The sequence below is a fragment of the Streptomyces sp. SP18CS02 genome, assembly GCF_036322365.1.
Lineage (GTDB): Bacteria > Actinomycetota > Actinomycetes > Streptomycetales > Streptomycetaceae > Streptomyces.
This window is the reverse complement of sequence record NZ_JAQYXC010000280.1, coordinates 171,179-186,404: the sequence shown is the minus strand read 5'-3', so window position 1 is coordinate 186,404 and position 15,226 is coordinate 171,179. Positions and strand designations below refer to the sequence as shown.

At 73.4% G+C, this 15,226-nt stretch carries 12 protein-coding genes; 7 read left to right on the top strand and 5 right to left on the bottom strand.

The features are described from left to right. Positions 1–11: 11 nt before the first annotated feature. The gene (locus tag PUR26_RS14955; protein WP_329872836.1) at positions 12–1,619 is read right to left on the bottom strand and encodes a carboxyl transferase domain-containing protein; all 1,608 of its coding nucleotides are present in this window, start codon (positions 1,617–1,619) and stop codon (positions 12–14) included. Positions 1,620–1,736: 117 nt separating this feature from the next. On the opposite strand from PUR26_RS14955, the gene PUR26_RS14950 reads away from it, so the two are divergent. Together PUR26_RS14950 and PUR26_RS14945 are read left to right on the top strand one after the other, a co-directional pair. Next, positions 1,737–2,336 (top strand): SACE_7040 family transcriptional regulator, encoded by a 600-nt coding sequence (locus PUR26_RS14950; protein WP_329872835.1) that lies wholly within the window; start codon positions 1,737–1,739, stop codon positions 2,334–2,336. Between the two features lie 80 nt (positions 2,337–2,416). Next, positions 2,417–3,184 (top strand): phosphatase, encoded by a 768-nt coding sequence (locus tag PUR26_RS14945; protein WP_329872834.1) that lies wholly within the window; start codon positions 2,417–2,419, stop codon positions 3,182–3,184. Positions 3,185–3,823: 639 nt separating this feature from the next. On the opposite strand, the gene PUR26_RS14940 is transcribed toward PUR26_RS14945, so the two are convergent. The 3 genes from PUR26_RS14940 to PUR26_RS14930 form a co-directional block, all read right to left on the bottom strand. Next, positions 3,824–4,705 carry an acyl-CoA thioesterase gene (locus PUR26_RS14940; RefSeq protein ID WP_329872833.1) on the bottom strand — a complete coding sequence of 294 codons (882 nt, stop codon included), beginning with the start codon at positions 4,703–4,705 and terminating at the stop codon, positions 3,824–3,826. 5 nt (positions 4,706–4,710) lie between these two features. Beyond that, positions 4,711–5,868, bottom strand: a complete 1,158-nt coding sequence (locus PUR26_RS14935; RefSeq protein ID WP_329872832.1) for an acyl-CoA dehydrogenase family protein — start codon at positions 5,866–5,868, stop codon at positions 4,711–4,713. A gap of 76 nt (positions 5,869–5,944) precedes the next feature. Further along, the gene (locus PUR26_RS14930) at positions 5,945–7,141 is read right to left on the bottom strand and encodes a helix-turn-helix domain-containing protein (protein WP_329872831.1); all 1,197 of its coding nucleotides are present in this window, start codon (positions 7,139–7,141) and stop codon (positions 5,945–5,947) included. Between the two features lie 167 nt (positions 7,142–7,308). Between PUR26_RS14930 and PUR26_RS14925 the strand changes: the two genes are divergently transcribed. Continuing rightward, a complete protein-coding gene (locus PUR26_RS14925) occupies positions 7,309–7,914 on the top strand; it encodes a hypothetical protein (protein ID WP_329872830.1) in 606 nt (201 codons plus the stop codon). Positions 7,915–8,088: 174 nt separating this feature from the next. On the opposite strand, the gene PUR26_RS14920 is transcribed toward PUR26_RS14925, so the two are convergent. After that, positions 8,089–9,495 carry a helix-turn-helix domain-containing protein gene (locus PUR26_RS14920; RefSeq protein ID WP_329872829.1) on the bottom strand — a complete coding sequence of 469 codons (1,407 nt, stop codon included), beginning with the start codon at positions 9,493–9,495 and terminating at the stop codon, positions 8,089–8,091. 197 nt (positions 9,496–9,692) lie between these two features. Between PUR26_RS14920 and PUR26_RS14915 the strand changes: the two genes are divergently transcribed. The 4 genes from PUR26_RS14915 to PUR26_RS14900 all read left to right on the top strand — a co-directional run bounded on the left by PUR26_RS14915 (position 9,693) and on the right by PUR26_RS14900 (position 15,108). Next, on the top strand, positions 9,693–11,174 hold the full coding sequence (locus PUR26_RS14915) for a sodium:solute symporter (protein ID WP_329872828.1): 1,482 nt from the start codon (positions 9,693–9,695) through the stop codon (positions 11,172–11,174). A 53-nt stretch (positions 11,175–11,227) separates the two neighbouring features. Then, positions 11,228–12,205 carry an agmatinase gene (gene speB, locus PUR26_RS14910; protein ID WP_329872827.1) on the top strand — a complete coding sequence of 326 codons (978 nt, stop codon included), beginning with the start codon at positions 11,228–11,230 and terminating at the stop codon, positions 12,203–12,205. Between the two features lie 169 nt (positions 12,206–12,374). Beyond that, complete coding sequence (locus PUR26_RS14905) at positions 12,375–14,057, top strand: thiamine pyrophosphate-binding protein (RefSeq protein ID WP_329872826.1); 1,683 nt, start codon at positions 12,375–12,377, stop codon at positions 14,055–14,057. Between the two features lie 112 nt (positions 14,058–14,169). Then, a complete protein-coding gene (locus PUR26_RS14900) occupies positions 14,170–15,108 on the top strand; it encodes a serine hydrolase (RefSeq protein ID WP_443077079.1) in 939 nt (312 codons plus the stop codon). The last annotated feature ends 118 nt before the right edge of the window (positions 15,109–15,226 follow it).

The window sequence follows — 15,226 nt, the reverse complement described above, 5'->3', positions numbered from 1 at the left end:
CTGGGGTTTCCTCACATCCGGAAGACGCCGAAGCCGGGCTCACCCAGCGGGGCGTTGGCACAGGCGGTCAGGGCGAGTCCGACGGCCTGCCGGGTGTCCAGCGGGTCGATCACGCCGTCGTCCCACAGCCGGGCGGTCGCGTAGTAGGCGTTGCCCTGCGTCTCGTACTGCTCGCGGATCGGCGCCTTGAAGGCGTCCTCCTCATCGGCGCTCCAGTCGTCGCCGAGCTGGTCGCGCTTGACCGTGGCGAGGACGGACGCGGCCTGCTCGCCGCCCATCACGGAGATCTTGGCGTTGGGCCACATCCACAGGAAGCGGGGGGAGTAGGCCCGGCCGCACATCGAGTAGTTGCCGGCGCCGTAGGAGCCGCCGATGACGACGGTCAGCTTCGGCACCCGGGTGCACGCGACGGCGGTGACCATCTTGGCGCCGTGCTTGGCGATGCCGCCCGCCTCGTAGTCCCGGCCGACCATGAAGCCGGAGATGTTCTGCAGGAACAGCAGCGGGATGCCGCGCTGGTCGCACAGCTCGATGAAGTGCGCGCCCTTCTGGGCGGACTCGGAGAACAGGATGCCGTTGTTGGCGACGATGCCGACCGGGTGACCGTGGATCCGGGCGAAGCCGGTGACCAGGGTCTGCCCGTACTCGGACTTGAACTCCTGGAAACGGGAGCCGTCCACGACCCGGGCGATCACCTCACGCACGTCGTAGGGCGTCCGGGAGTCCACCGGCACCGCCCCGTACAGCCCGTACGGGTCGACCTTCGGCTCCTCGACCGGCTCCACCGGCCAGGGCAGCGGGCCGCGCTCCGGGAGCGTCGCGACGATGTTCCGGACGATGCGCAGGGCGTGCGCGTCGTCCTCCGCGAGATGGTCGGTGACGCCGGAGGTACGGGAGTGGACCTCGCCGCCGCCGAGCTCCTCGGCGGTGACGACCTCGCCGGTCGCGGCCTTCACCAGGGGCGGGCCGCCCAGGAAGATCGTGCCCTGACCGCGCACGATCACCGCCTCGTCGCTCATGGCCGGTACGTAGGCGCCGCCGGCCGTGCACGAGCCGAGGACGGCCGCGATCTGCGGGATGCCCGCGCCGGACATCCGGGCCTGGTTGTAGAAGATCCGCCCGAAGTGCTCCCGGTCCGGGAAGACCTCGTCCTGCATGGGAAGGAACGCGCCGCCCGAGTCGACCAGGTACACACAGGGCAGGCGGTTCTCCAGCGCCACCTCCTGGGCGCGCAGGTGCTTCTTGACCGTCATCGGGTAGTACGTGCCGCCCTTGACGGTGGCGTCGTTGGCGACGACCACCACCTCCCGGCCGCTGACCCGGCCGATCCCGGCGATGACCCCGGCGGCCGGGGCCTGGTCGCCGTACATGCCGTTCGCCGCGAGCGGGGCGAGCTCCAGGAACGGGGAGCCCGGGTCCAGGAGTGTGTCGACCCGGTCGCGCGGCAGGAGCTTGCCCCGCGCGGTGTGCCGGGCGCGGGCCTTCTCCCCGCCGCCGAGCCGGGCGGCGGCGAGCCGTGCCCGCAGTCCGTCCGCCAGCTCGTGGTGCGCCGCTTCGTTGGCCTGCCAGGCCGCGGATGCGGGGTCTGCCGCGCTTGCCAGCACGGGTGCCTGCTGCATCGTGTCGAGCCCCCTTGCCCGTGACGACCGAACCAGATGGTGTTAATGAGCGTTAACGCGTGCCGTTCAGGTTAACGAGCGCTAACCGCCCTGTCGAGGTTTCTCTAGAATCAGTCCATGAGCACCAGGACCGACGCCCCGACGCGCCGCGAGCAGATCCTCAAGGAGGCCGCCCGCCTCTTCGCCGAGCGCGGCTTCCACGGAGTAGGCGTCGACGAGATAGGGGCGGCGGTCGGCATCAGCGGCCCCGGCCTCTACCGGCACTTCGCCGGCAAGGACGCGATGCTCGCCGAGCTGCTGGTCGGGATCAGCGAACGGCTGCTCGACGGGGGCCGGCGCCGCGTCGAGGAGACGGCCGGCGAACCGGACGCCCTGCTCGCCGCCCTCATCGACGGCCACATCGACTTCGCACTCGACGACCGCCCGCTGATCACCCTGCACGACCGGGAGCTGGACCGCCTGCGGGACACCGACCGCAAGCGCGTCCGCCAGCTCCAGCGGCAGTACGTCGAGCTGTGGGTCGCGGTGGTGCGCGAGCTCTACCCGGGCGTCACGGAATCGCAGGCCAGGGCAGCCGTCCACGCGGTCTTCGGCCTGCTGAACTCCACCCCCCACCTGGGCACGCCCGCGGCCGGGGACGGGCTTCCGGGCCGCGGCGCCACCGCTGCGCTGCTGCGGTCCCTGGCGCACGGCGCGTTCGGTTCCCTGGCCGGCTGACCGGCCGGACGGACCCCGAGGGGGCCCACGGGGTGGAACGGGGCGGCCACGCGGCGTGGCGGGGCGGCACAATGGGAGCCATGCCGATACCCAGCCGCGCCGCCCTCGTCGAGCACCTCGTCCGCACCCGGATCGCCGGAGACGTCGCCACACCCCGCGACAACAACCTCTCCCACTACCGCAAGCTGGCCAACGGCGACCGCCACTACTGGCTCGGCCTGGAGCTCGGCGACCGCTGGACCGACGAGCAGGACGTGCTCGCCGTGATGGCCGAACGGTGCGGTGTGAACGACGACCCGGCGCACCGGACCGGGCAGGACACCATCGACCCCGAGCTGACCGTCGACGGGCTGGAGCGGATGGCCGCGCGGCTGCGCAAGGCCGCCGAGGGCGGGCAGCGGGTGCTCTTCGCCACCGGGCACCCGGGCGCGCTGCTCGATGTGCACAGCAGGACCGCCGCGGCGCTGCGGGCCGCCGGGTGCGACATCGTGCGCATCCCCGGCGGGCTGACGGCCGACGAGGGGTACGTCGTGCAGTTCGCCGACGTCGCCGTCTTCGGGCGCGGCGCGACCCTGTGGCACACCCACTCGCCCGAGCCGATGAACGCCATCCTGGACCGGCTCGACGTGCGGCCCGACCTCGTCGTGGCCGACCACGGCTGGGCCGGACGCGCGGGCGGACGCGGGGTGGACTCCGTCGGGTACGCGGACTGCAACGACCCCGCCCTGTTCCTCGGCGAGGCGGAGGGCACCATGCAGGTCACCGTCCCGCTCGACGACAACGTGCCCGACCCGCGCTCCTACGAGCCGATGACCGACTACCTGCTGGGCGCGGCCGGGCTGCTCTGAGGCCCGGGGGGCACCGGGCTCCGCGCTCCTTGGGCGGGGGCGCGGGGCCGCGCGGGGAAACGGCGCCCGGATCGCCCGGGCCGGGCGATCCGTCCACGGGCCCCCGGCCCCGCTGCCGCAGGTCATCCGGCCGTGCGACGCCGGAGCCGGGGCCCGCCGCCGCCCAGCTCGGCCCGCGCCGCCTCCCCGCCAAGCGGGAGCGGCGCCACGCGTTCATGGCGCAGCGCCTCCGCGTAGTCCTGGGCGGCCTGCGCGATCTCGTGCCCGCAGACCAGCTCGACCGTCTTCTCGGCCAGCCAGAGGGAGCGCAGGGCCCCTCGTCGGTGCCGTCGCCGGCGGTCGGCAGAACCGGGTTCCTGCTGTCCAGTACCAGCTCGATCCGCTGGGCGGCGCCCAGGAAGCCGACGATGGCCGCCTTGCGTTCCGCACGCTCGGTGGCGCCCCGCTCCCACTGGTGGCGCCGGTTCTCCACCCGGTCGGCCAGATGCTCGCCTATGGGCGTGCCCGTCGTCCCGAGCAGGACTCCGGCGAGCGCGAGGACCGTCCCTCCCGACAACTTCCGTCGCGCACAGCCTGGTCGACCATGAACGGTCCGTCGAGCCCCTCCCGGGGGCCCGGCCGGGGCGCCCCGGACACCCTCTAGTCGCGCGGGACGCGGACGACGCCCTCCTGGATGACGGTGATCGCCAGCCGGCCGTCCCGGGTGTAGATCCGGGCCTGGCCCAGTCCCCGGCCGCCCGCCGCCGAGGGGGACTCCTGGTCGTACAGCAGCCATTCGTCGGCGCGGAACGGCCGGTGGAACCACATGGCGTGGTCCAGCGACGCGCCCACCACGTCGCCGACGGCCCAGCCGCCCCGCCCGTGGGCCAGGAGCACGGAGTCCAGCAGCGTCATGTCCGAGACGTACGTGGCCAGGCAGACGTGCAGCAGCGGATCGGCCGCGTACTCGTCGAGCTTGCCGTTCGCGCGGAACCACACCTGCGAGCGGGGCTCGCGCGGCTCGCCGACGCTGCCCCAGGGCGGTACGTCCACGTACCGCAGGTCGACCGCCGCGCGCGCCTCGATCAGCCGCCGCGCGACGTCCGCGGGCAGGTGGCGCGGCAGCATCTCCGCGGGGGTCGGCAGCGTCTCGGGGTCGGGGGCGGGCGGCATGTCCGCCTGGTGCTCCAGCCCCTCCTCGTACGTCTGGAAGGACGCCGACAGATGGAAGATCGGCTTGCCGTGCTGGACCGCCACCACCCGCCGGGTGGTGAACGAGCGGCCGTCGCGGATGCGGTCCACGGTGTAGACGATGGGCGCGCCCGGGTCGCCGGCGCGCAGGAAGTACGCGTGCAGCGAGTGGGCGAGCCGGTCCCCGGGGACGGTCCGGCCCGCGGCGACGAGCGCCTGGGCCGCGACCTGTCCGCCGAAGACCCGCGGGACGAGCGCCGAGCGGGACTGGCCCCGGAAGTAGTCCTGATCGATCTGCTCAAGATCGAGCAGCCCGAGCAGCTCGTCCAGCGGTTGTGCGCCTGTCGTCACCTGTCCTACAGGCCCATCGACTTGGCGATGATGGTCTTCATGACCTCGCTGGTGCCGCCGTAGATGCGGTTGACGCGGTTGTCCGCGTACAGGCGGGCGATCGGGTACTCGTTCATGTACCCGTAGCCGCCGTGCAGCTGGAGGCAGCGGTCGATGACGCGGTGGGCGACCTCGGTGCAGAACAGCTTCGCGGACGCGGCCTCGGCGGGGGTGAGCTCGCCGGCGTCCAGGGCCTCCAGGGCGCGGTCGGCGACGGCCTCGGCGGCGTCCACCTCGGCCTGGCAGGCGGCCAGCTCGAACTTGGTGTTCTGGAAGGACGCGACCGGCTTGCCGAAGACGGTGCGGTCGGTCACGTACTGCTGGGCGAACCGGATGGCGGCCTTGGCCTGCGCGTAGGCGCCGAACGCGATGCCCCAGCGCTCCGAGGGGAGGTTCTGGCCCAGGTAGTAGAAGCCCTTGTTCTCCTCGCCGAGCAGGTCCTCGACCGGCACCTTGACGTCGACGAAGGCCAGCTCGGCGGTGTCGGAGGTCTTCAGGCCCAGCTTGTCCAGCTTGCGGCCGACCGAGTAGCCCGCGGACTTGGTGTCGACGGCGAACAGGGAGATGCCGTGGCGGCGGTCCTCGGCGGTGGGCGCGGAGGTACGGGCGCACACGATCACGCGGTCGGCGTGCACGCCGCCGGTGATGAAGGTCTTGGCGCCGTTGAGGACGTAGTGGGTGCCGTCCTCGGAGAGCTTCGCCGTGGTCTTCATGCCGGCGACGTCCGAGCCCGTGCCCGGCTCCGTCATGGCCAGCGCCCACATCTCCTCGCCGGACACGAACTTCGGCAGGTAGCGCTTCTTCTGCTCGTCGGTGGCGAGCATCTCGATGTACGGCAGGCCCAGCAGGACGTGCACGCCGGAACCGCCGAAGGAGACGCCCGCGCGGGCGGTCTCCTCGTACATGACGGCCTCGTACTTGTGCGACTCGATGCCCGCGCCGCCGTACTCCTCGGGCACGCGGATGCCGAAGACACCCAGCTCACCGAGCTTGTAGTAGAAGTCGCGCGGTGCCTGGCCCGCGGCGAACCACTCGTCGTAGACCGGGACGACCTCGGCCTCGATGAAGGCGCGGATGGTCTCGCGGAACGCCTCGTGGTCCTCGTTGAATACGGTACGGCGCACGGTGCGACTCCTCCGATGTGCGGGCCCAATTGTCTAAGCGCTTGCTCAGTCTGTCGTCAACGAAGTTACCCAGCGGTCACCCACCCTGTCCAGACCTCTCGCCTGTGATCCAGGCCCGCCCGACGGGGTCGTACCCGTACACGGGCCGCCCCTTCGCCCCGCTCGTCCGGAAGGGCGTGCCGTCCTCGTTCCCGATCCGGACCGTGCCCCGGCGCCCCTGCGAGCTCCACTCCAGCTCCAGGTACCAGCGGCAGTCGCACCCCGCCGCCCCCGCCGAGACCAGCAGCTCCTCCGGCTCGGCGGCGCTGACCGCGTACGGGAAGGAGACCGCCGGGAGCGTCCGGCCCTCCTCCCCGGAGGCGTCGTACCCGTCCAGCGCCCGCGCCACCGGCCGCGGCCGGTCCAGGTCCACCTCGAAACGGCGCGGCGTCACCGCCCCGCCGCACCCGTCGTCCATCCGGTACGCCGCCCACGGCAGCGGCGCGCCACGCTCCACCACCCGCACGTGCAGTGCCTGGAGCACCACCGCCGCCGGGCCCTTCCCCTGCACCGACACCCGCACCAGCGTCTCCCCGCCGTCCACGGCCCCCTGCGCCGCCGCCCAGCTCCGCGCGTCGGCCGACTCCGGCGGGGCAGGGGGTGTCCGCTCCACGAGGTAGGTGTGCCCGCACCCGTTCTTCCAGAGGTGCGAGGCAACCGTCCACGTCAGCGGCGCCGGTGGTTCGGCGGCCCGCTCCCGGGTCTTCCCGGGCAGGAGTACGGCTCCGAGCGTCACCGTCCCCACGACCGCCAGCGCCCCCACGACCACGCCCGTCCAACGCCACCGGAGCCCGCGCCGCCCGGACGGGAGGCCGGGCACGCCCGCGTGCACGGGTCCCCGCTCGGGCTCGGGCACCGCGTCGGGGGCCGGCGCGGGCTCCGGAGCCGGCTCCGGGCCGGGCTCGGGTGCCGGGTCGGGCTCGGGCGCCGGCTCAGGGCCGGGTTCCGGTGCCGGCTCAGGGCCGGGTTCCGGTGCCGGAGGGCGGCGGGCGCCGTCCGCGCGGGTCCAGGCCGCCTCCAGGGCCCGCCGCTCCTCCTCGTCCGCCCCGCACAGCAGGGCGAGGCGGTCGACCACGGCGAACTCCTCCGGGACGGTCGCGCCGGAGCAGTAGCGGTGGAGGGTGGACGCGCTGACGCTCAGGCGCCGGCCCAGCGCCTCGTAACTCCTCCCGTCCCGCGCCTTCAGCGCGCGCACGAGCCGCGCGAACTCCTCGACGGCGGCGTTCTTCGGCATTCCATCCCCTTCGACACTGCGTCCCACCCTTCACGTCCTTGCACGTCAGCGGGGGTGGAATGGTTCCGGGACGGATGGGGGGCGCGTGATCGTTGCAGGCGGCGGGCGCCGGGCCCCACGCTGGTTGAGCACTGACCGACGAACGACCCGACGGGGGATCCACCACCATGAACAAGCTCCGTACCGCACTCGCCGCCGCCGCCGCTGCCGCCCTCGGCCTCGCGGCCCTCGCCACGGCCCCGGCACAGGCCGCCGCCCAGCCCGCCTTCCTCGCCGCCTCCCAGATGCCGCCGTCGTCGACGCCGTGGACCGCCACCCAGGTCTTCACCGGCGTCCCGGAGAACGGCGGCGCCCTCTGCGCCCCGTACAAGATCCCGGCGCAGAACACCCGCTACCGCGAGTTCACCACCGAGCTCGACACCAACGGCGTCCAGATCACCACCGTCGCCGGCACCGAGGCCGACGCCGTGAAGCTGGTCGACACCCTTCGCAAGTCCCTCGCCGGCTGCGGCCCCCTGCTGGAGCGGCAGAACCCGGGCCTGCAGGCCGTCAGCGCCTCGCACGGCAAGCTCGCCGTCGAGGAGGGCGCCTGGGTCTACAGCCTGGACACCGCCGACCCGCAGATCGGCATCAGCGACATCCACCTCTTCTCCGTCGGCCGCGACGGCCGCACCGTCACCCTTGTCCGCTGGGGCCAGATGGGCGACTTCGAGGACGCCCCGCTGACCGCCTTCCGCACCACGACGAAGACCGCCGTCAACAAGCTCCACTGACCCGGGGGCTCCCCCCAAGGGCTCACCACAGCTCCGCAGCGGCGCGGCCCGAACCTGGGCGCGCCGCTCGCTGTTGCGGCGGATCGACTTCGCCGGAAGCCGGAACAGGGACATCGTGCACGACCCGTGGGTTGCCTCCCTGGCGCACTGCCCGCGCCCTGCTCCCCCGGGGGGCTACGACCACCGCAAGGCGAACCAGAGCTCCATCCGTACCTCCGCGTCGTCCAGGTCGGCGCCCAGCAGCGAGCCGCAGCGCGAGACGCGCTGGCGGACCGTGTTGCGGTGCACGCCCAGGGCCGTGGCCGTGCGGTCCCAGTTGCCGTGCAGGGACAGCCAGGCGCGCAGGGTCTCGGTCAGGGGCTCGGTGAGGGGCCGCAGGAGCTCGCGGGCGTGCGCGGCCGCCTCGTCCGGGTCCACCAGGGACCCGAACCCGCCCGGGCGGTGCCGGGCCAGCCCGGTGTGCGCGGCCAGCGCGCGGCGCAGGGCACGCGCCGCCTGGAGGTCGGCCGCGGCCAGGTCCCCGGGGCCGGCCGGGGCGCTCGCACCCAGCGTCCAGCCCGGGTGCGGGGCGACATCGCGGCCGGCGGGCAGCAGCGCCCGTACGGTGCCGTCGTCGCGGACCTCCACCAGCGGGGTGCCCAGCTCCGGCGGGGGCCCGTCACCGCGTGCGTGCACCACCGTCCAGGGCGCCCCGCCCAGCAGCGGGGCCACCTCGGCCGACGGCTCGCCCAGCAGCAGCCGGACCAGCGCGGCCGAGCGCGCCGCCTCGTCGGCGCCCTGGTGCGGGGCGGTGAGCAGCGACAGCAGGACCACCGCGACGCCCGCGATGGTGTGATCGCCCGGTGCCCGGCTCCCCGCCGCCAGGCCCAGGGTGAGGTTCCGGCTGCCGCCCAGGGCGTACGCCGCGAGATGGCAGCCGCCCGCCGTGTCGGTGGCCGAGGCCGGCCGAGCACCCCCGTCCGGGTTCAGCACCCGGACCAGATGGCCGAGGGCCGCGCGGGCTTCCGGCTCCACCGGCCGGCCCGCCGCCGCGTACTCCGAGCCGTCCGGGGCGTACAGCCCGGCGTGGCCGGACAGCCGGGAGGCCAGCGCGTGCAGGACCGCGGGCACCGGATCGGGCCGGGCGGCCGCCGTGGCGAGGGACTGCTGCGCCTCGGTCACCCTGCGCAGCTCGTGGTGGCGGGCCCGCGCCATCAGCCGCCACACCGCCCGGGCGACCGCGGTGAAGGGCGTGCGGGGCGGGACCTCCAGCAGTGGCAGCCCGTACCGGGCACAGGCCTCGACGAGCGCGCCGGGCACCGTGTCGTACACGGGCGTCACCCCGAAGCCGAGCGCCGCCGCACCCGCCGCGACCACCCGGGCCACGTACCGCTCGGGGTCGGTGAGCTGGACGCCCGCCGTCAGCAGCAGTTCGCCGCCCAGCAGATACGGGTACGGGTCCGCCATCTCCGAGGTGTGCACCCAGTGGATGTCCGCCTCCGGGGGGCCAGCGAGCAGCCGCAGCCCCAGCTCCTCGTGGCCGATCAGCGAGCCCAGCGCGATGGGCGGGGCCGGCGGGGTGACAGTCACCTCGGACGACATGGACGCTTCCTCCATCCGAAGCGTGGGCAGTGGATGAAACGTACACTTCAGCGTCGCTTTCCGGCCACCTACTGTCGTGCCCACCGGTGGCCGTGGGTACGGGCGGATGTCCCTGCGGAAGCCGCCGATCCATGCCCCTGCCAAGGCATGTTCCCCGCACGACACGCCACCGAGGTGAACGAAGGAGGGCCCGCCCCATGGCCGTCGACTACACAGTGATCGCCGTCTACCTGGCAGGCATGCTGGCGATGGGCTGGTGGGGCATGCGCCGCGCCAGGTCCAAGAGCGAGTTCCTGGTGGCGGGCCGCCGCCTCGGGCCGTGGATGTACTCCGGGACCATGGCGGCCATCGTGCTCGGCGGGGCCTCCACCATCGGCGGCGTCGGGCTCGGCTACAAGTACGGCCTCTCCGGCGCCTGGATGGTCCTCACCATCGGCCTCGGCCTGCTCGCCCTGTCCGTGTTCTTCTCCGCGCGCATCGCCCGGCTGAAGGTCTACACCGTCTCCGAGATGCTCGATCTGCGCTACGGCGGCAGGGCGGGCGTCATCTCCGGCGTGGTGATGTGGGCCTACACGCTGATGCTCGCGGTCACCTCGACCATCGCCTACGCCACGATCTTCGACGTGCTCTTCGACCTCCCCCGGACGGTCGCGATCGTCATCGGCGGCGCGATCGTCGTGGCGTACTCCACGCTCGGCGGCATGTGGTCCATCACGCTCACGGACATGGTGCAGTTCGTCGTCAAGACGATCGGCGTGCTGCTCCTGCTGCTGCCGATCGCGGTCGTCAAGGCCGGCGGCTTCGCCGAGATGAAGGCGCGGCTGCCCACCGAGTACTTCGCACCCCTCGGCATCGGCGGCGAGACCGTCTTCACCTACGTGCTGATCTACACCTTCGGGATGCTGATCGGCCAGGACATCTGGCAACGCGTGTTCACCGCCCGCACCGACAGGGTGGCCCGCTGGGGCGGCACCGTCGCGGGCACCTACTGCCTGGTGTACGCGGTGGCCGGCGCCGTGATCGGCACCGCGGCCAAGGTGATGTACCCGGACCTGGGCAACGCCGACGACGCCTTCGCCACCATCGTCAAGGACGAACTCCCCGTCGGGGTGCGCGGCCTCGTGCTGGCCGCCGCGCTCGCCGCCGTCATGTCGACCTCCTCGGGCGCGCTGATCGCCTGTGCGACCGTCGCCAACAACGACATCTGGTCGCGGCTGCGCGGCATGGTCGCCGGCCGTGACGGGACGGAACACGACGAGGTCAAGGGCAACCGCGTCTTCATCCTGATCATGGGGCTGGCCGTCGTCGCCATCGCGATCGCCCTGAACGACGTGGTCGAGGCGCTGACGGTCGCCTACAACCTCCTGGTGGGCGGCCTGCTCGTACCGATCCTCGGCGGCCTGCTCTGGCGCCGCGGCACCGCCCGGGGCGCGCTCGCCGCGGTGATCGTGGGCGGCGCGTCCGTGATCGGCCTGATGGCGGCGTACGGGATCCTCGCCAACCAGCCGGTCTGCTACGGCCTGCTGGCCTCGCTCGCCGTGTACGTGGTCGTCTCCCTCGCCACCCGGCCGACCGACGAGGCGATCCTGCGGGCCTGGCGAGCCCGCCTCGCGGGCCGCGCCGAGCCGGAAGGCTCCGCGACCGTGACCGTGACCGAGGCCGCCCCGGCCCACGGCTAAAGTCATATACACGTACTGAACGCAACGAAGCGTAGGAAAGAAGGCACCTGACCATGAGCAGCAACGAGACGCCGCGCGGCCCCATCGACTCGTCCCGCGTCCCGCGGTACGCCGGCCCCGCGACGTTCGCCCGGCTGCCGCGCCTGGACGAGGTCGGCACCGCGGACGTCGCCGTCGTCGGTGTGCCCTTCGACTCCGGGGTCTCCTACCGCCCCGGCGCCCGCTTCGGCGGCAACGCGATCCGCGAGGCGTCCCGTCTGCTGCGCCCGTACAACCCGGCCCAGGACGCCTCGCCGTTCGCCCTCGCCCAGGTCGCGGACGGCGGTGACATCGCCGTCAACCCGTTCAACATCAACGAGGCCGTCGAGACCGTCGAGGCCGCCGCGGACGACCTGCTCGGCACCGGCGCCCGCCTGATGACCCTCGGCGGCGACCACACCATAGCCCTGCCGCTGCTGCGCTCCGTCGCCAAGAAGCACGGCCCGGTCGCGCTGCTCCACTTCGACGCGCACCTCGACACCTGGGACACCTACTTCGGCGCCGAGTACACCCACGGCACCCCCTTCCGCCGGGCCGTCGAGGAGGGGATCCTCGACACCGAGGCGCTCTCCCACATCGGCACGCGCGGCCCGCTGTACGGCAAGCAGGACCTGACCGACGACGAGAAGATGGGCTTCGGCATCGTCACCTCCGCCGACGTCTACCGGCGTGGCGCCGACGAGGTCGCCGACCAGCTCCGCCAGCGCATCGGCGACCGCCCGCTGTACATCTCCATCGACATCGACTGCCTCGATCCGGCCCACGCCCCCGGCACCGGCACCCCCGAGGCGGGCGGCATGACCTCCCGCGAGCTCCTGGAGATCCTGCGCGGCCTGGCCTCCTGCAACCTGGTCTCGGCCGACGTGGTGGAGGTCGCCCCGGCCTACGACCACGCCGAGATCACCTCGGTCGCCGCCTCCCACACCGCGTACGAGCTGACCACGATCATGTCCCGGCAGATCGCCGCGCAGCGCGCCTCCGGCGCGAAGTAACCTCCCGGCCGGGCCCGGCCGCCGCCCGGCCGCCCGCGCGGCGCCCCCCTCCGGGCGCCGCGCCGGCAAGGCGTCGGCCCCCTGCGCACGGCCGCCCGGCCCGGCCCAGCGTGCCGCGCCCCCCACCGCCGACGCGCGCCGCCGGTGTGCACGAAGGAAAGGACGCCACGTGACCCACGACCACGACCTGGTGCTGCGCCCGACCGAGGCGCAGACGGCCGCCGCGCTCGACCCCCCGCCCGGCCGCAACGGCGGCGACCTCGTCATCGAGACGCTGGCCGGGCTCGGCGCCACCACCGTCTTCGGGCTGCCGGGCCAGCACGCCCTCGGCATGTTCGACGCGCTGCGCCGCTCCACGCTGAGGTACGTGGGGCTGCGCGTGGAGAACAACGCGGGCTTCGCCGCCGACGCGTACGGCAGGATCACCGGCGAGGCCGCGCCCCTGCTGCTGTCCACCGGCCCCGGCGCGCTCATGTCGCTCGCCGCGCTCCAGGAGGCCGCCGCCGCGTCCGCCCCCGTCCTCGCCATCGGCAGCCAGGTCCCGGCCGCCGGTCTGGGCGGCGGCCGCCACGGCTACCTGCACGAGCTGCGCGACCAGCAGGCGTCGTTCCGCGACATCGTGAAGTCCGTGCACACGGTGCGGACCGCCTCGCAGATCCCCTCGGCGATCGCCGCCGCCTGGGAGTCCGCCCTGAGCGCCCCGCACGGACCCGTCTGGGTGGAGGTGCCGCAGGACGTGCTGCTGGCGCCGACCTCGCTGCCGGTGGTGACCGCCGTCGACGCGACCCCGCACGAGCCGGTGCCGCGCCCCGAGCTCACCGCCGTCGCCGCGCATCTGCTGGCGAACGCCGAGCGGCCGGCGATCATCGCGGGCGGCGGCGTCGTACGCTCCGACGCCGCCGGGAAGCTGCTGGCCCTGGCCGAGCGGCTGAACGCGCCCGTCGTCACCACCTTCGGCGGCAAGGGCGCCTTCCCCTGGGAGCACCCGCTGTCGCTCCGGTCCTGGCTGGAGGACCGGCACACCACCGACTTCCTGGAGGACGCGGACGTCCTGCTCGTCGTCGGTTCGGGCCTCGGCGAGCTGTCCTCGAACTACCACACCTTCGCCCCGCGCGGACGCGTCGTCCAGATCGAGGCGGACCTCGGCAAGCTGGAGTCCAACCACCCCGCCCTCGGCATCCACGCCGATGCCCGCCTCGCCCTCTCCGCCCTGCTGGAGACGGTCCCCGAGCGGCCGGACGGGACGGCCGCCGGGCGGGTCGCGGACGTGCTCGCGGCCGTACGGGAGCGGATCGCCGGCCAGGACCTCGGCCTGGAGCAGCGGATCGTCGCCGCCGTACGGGACGCCCTGCCGGACGAGTCGCCCAGCTTCTGGGACATGACGATCCTGGCGTACTGGGCCTGGTCCGCCTTCGACGCCCGGCGCCCCAACACGATGCACTCCGCCCAGGGCGCGGGCGGCCTCGGCTACGGCTTCCCCGCCGCGCTCGGCGCCGCGGCCGCCGACCCGGGCAGGCCCGTCCTCGCGGTCTCCGGGGACGGCGGCGCGATGTACTCGATCGCCGAGCTGGCGACGGCGAAGCAGTACGGCCTCGACGTCACCTGGCTGATCGTCGACGACGGCGGCTACGGCATCCTCCGCGAGTACATGACGGACGCCTTCGGCGAGGCCACGGGCACCGAACTGGCCCGTCCGGACTTCGTCGCGCTCGCCCAGTCGTTCGGCGTACCGGCGCTGCGCACGACACCGGAGACGCTCCGGGACGATCTGGCCGCCTCGCTCGCCCAGCCCGGTCCTTCGGTGGTCGTCCTGCCGGCCCTGCTGCGGATGTTCGCGCCCACCCATCTGTGAGCCGCCGCCGCACGACCCGGTGGCGGGCCCGGGCCGCGCGGGGCACGGCCACCGGTGGCGGTGCGCGCGACCCGCGTGTACAACTTTTCGCGCGCCGGTGAGTCTTGTAGACGTGACCCCATTCTCCATAGCCCGCCGCCGACGCGGCGCGATCGGCACCGTCCTCGCGGCCGGCGTGCTGGCCACGACCGTCACGGCGACGCCCGCCGCGGCGGCGCCCCCGGCCGTGACGTGCACGTCCGCCAAGGCGGGGCTGGCCGCCAAGCTGTCCCAGGACATCGCCGCGGCCCTCAAGGGCCGTACCGCGACGACCGCCGTCGCCGTCTACGACCGCACCACCAACACGCACTGCGAACTTCGCGCCACCCAGAAGTTCGACTCGGCCAGCGTGGTGAAGTCGACCGTCCTGGCGACCCTGCTGTGGGACGCCGGACTCAACAAGCGGCGGCTGACCGACCGGGAGGTCACCCTCACCACCGCCATGATCACCCAGTCGGACAACGCCGCCACCAGCACCCTGTGGAAGCAGCTGGGCGTCGGCAAGGTGAGCGCCTTCCTGAAGACCGCCGGCATGACCCAGACCGTGCCCGGGTCGGGCGGCTACTGGGGCCTCACCCAGATCACCGCCCGTGACCAGCGCAAGCTGCTCGGACTGGTCACCAACCGCAACGGCGTCCTGAGCGACAGCTCCCGCTCCTACATCCAGAGCCTCATGCGCCGGGTGGTCTCCTCGCAGCGCTGGGGCACTCCGGCCGGCACTCCCAGCGGCATCACCGCGCACGTCAAGAACGGCTGGCTCTCCCGGGCGACCCACGGCTGGAGGGTCCACAGCATCGGCGCCTTCACCGGTACGGACGCCAACTACTCGATCACCGTCCTCACCCACGACAACAGGACGATGAACGACGGTGTCGCCACCATCCAGGCCGTCGCCCGAGCGGTCCACAAGGACCTGAACCCGGCCGCGGCCGCGAGCCGCCAGCTGTTCATCCCGCCGGCGGTCCCGCAGGAGGCGATTCCTCCGGTGCCCGAGACCGGTCCCGCGTACTAGGTCTCCTCCGCACTTCGCCGGAAACGGCGGGGACGGGACGTAGGACCGAAGGACCGTCTTTGTTGCGGCATGTTGCCGCGGGATGAAAACTGCACGTAATCGCGTTGGTGCCTTCCGG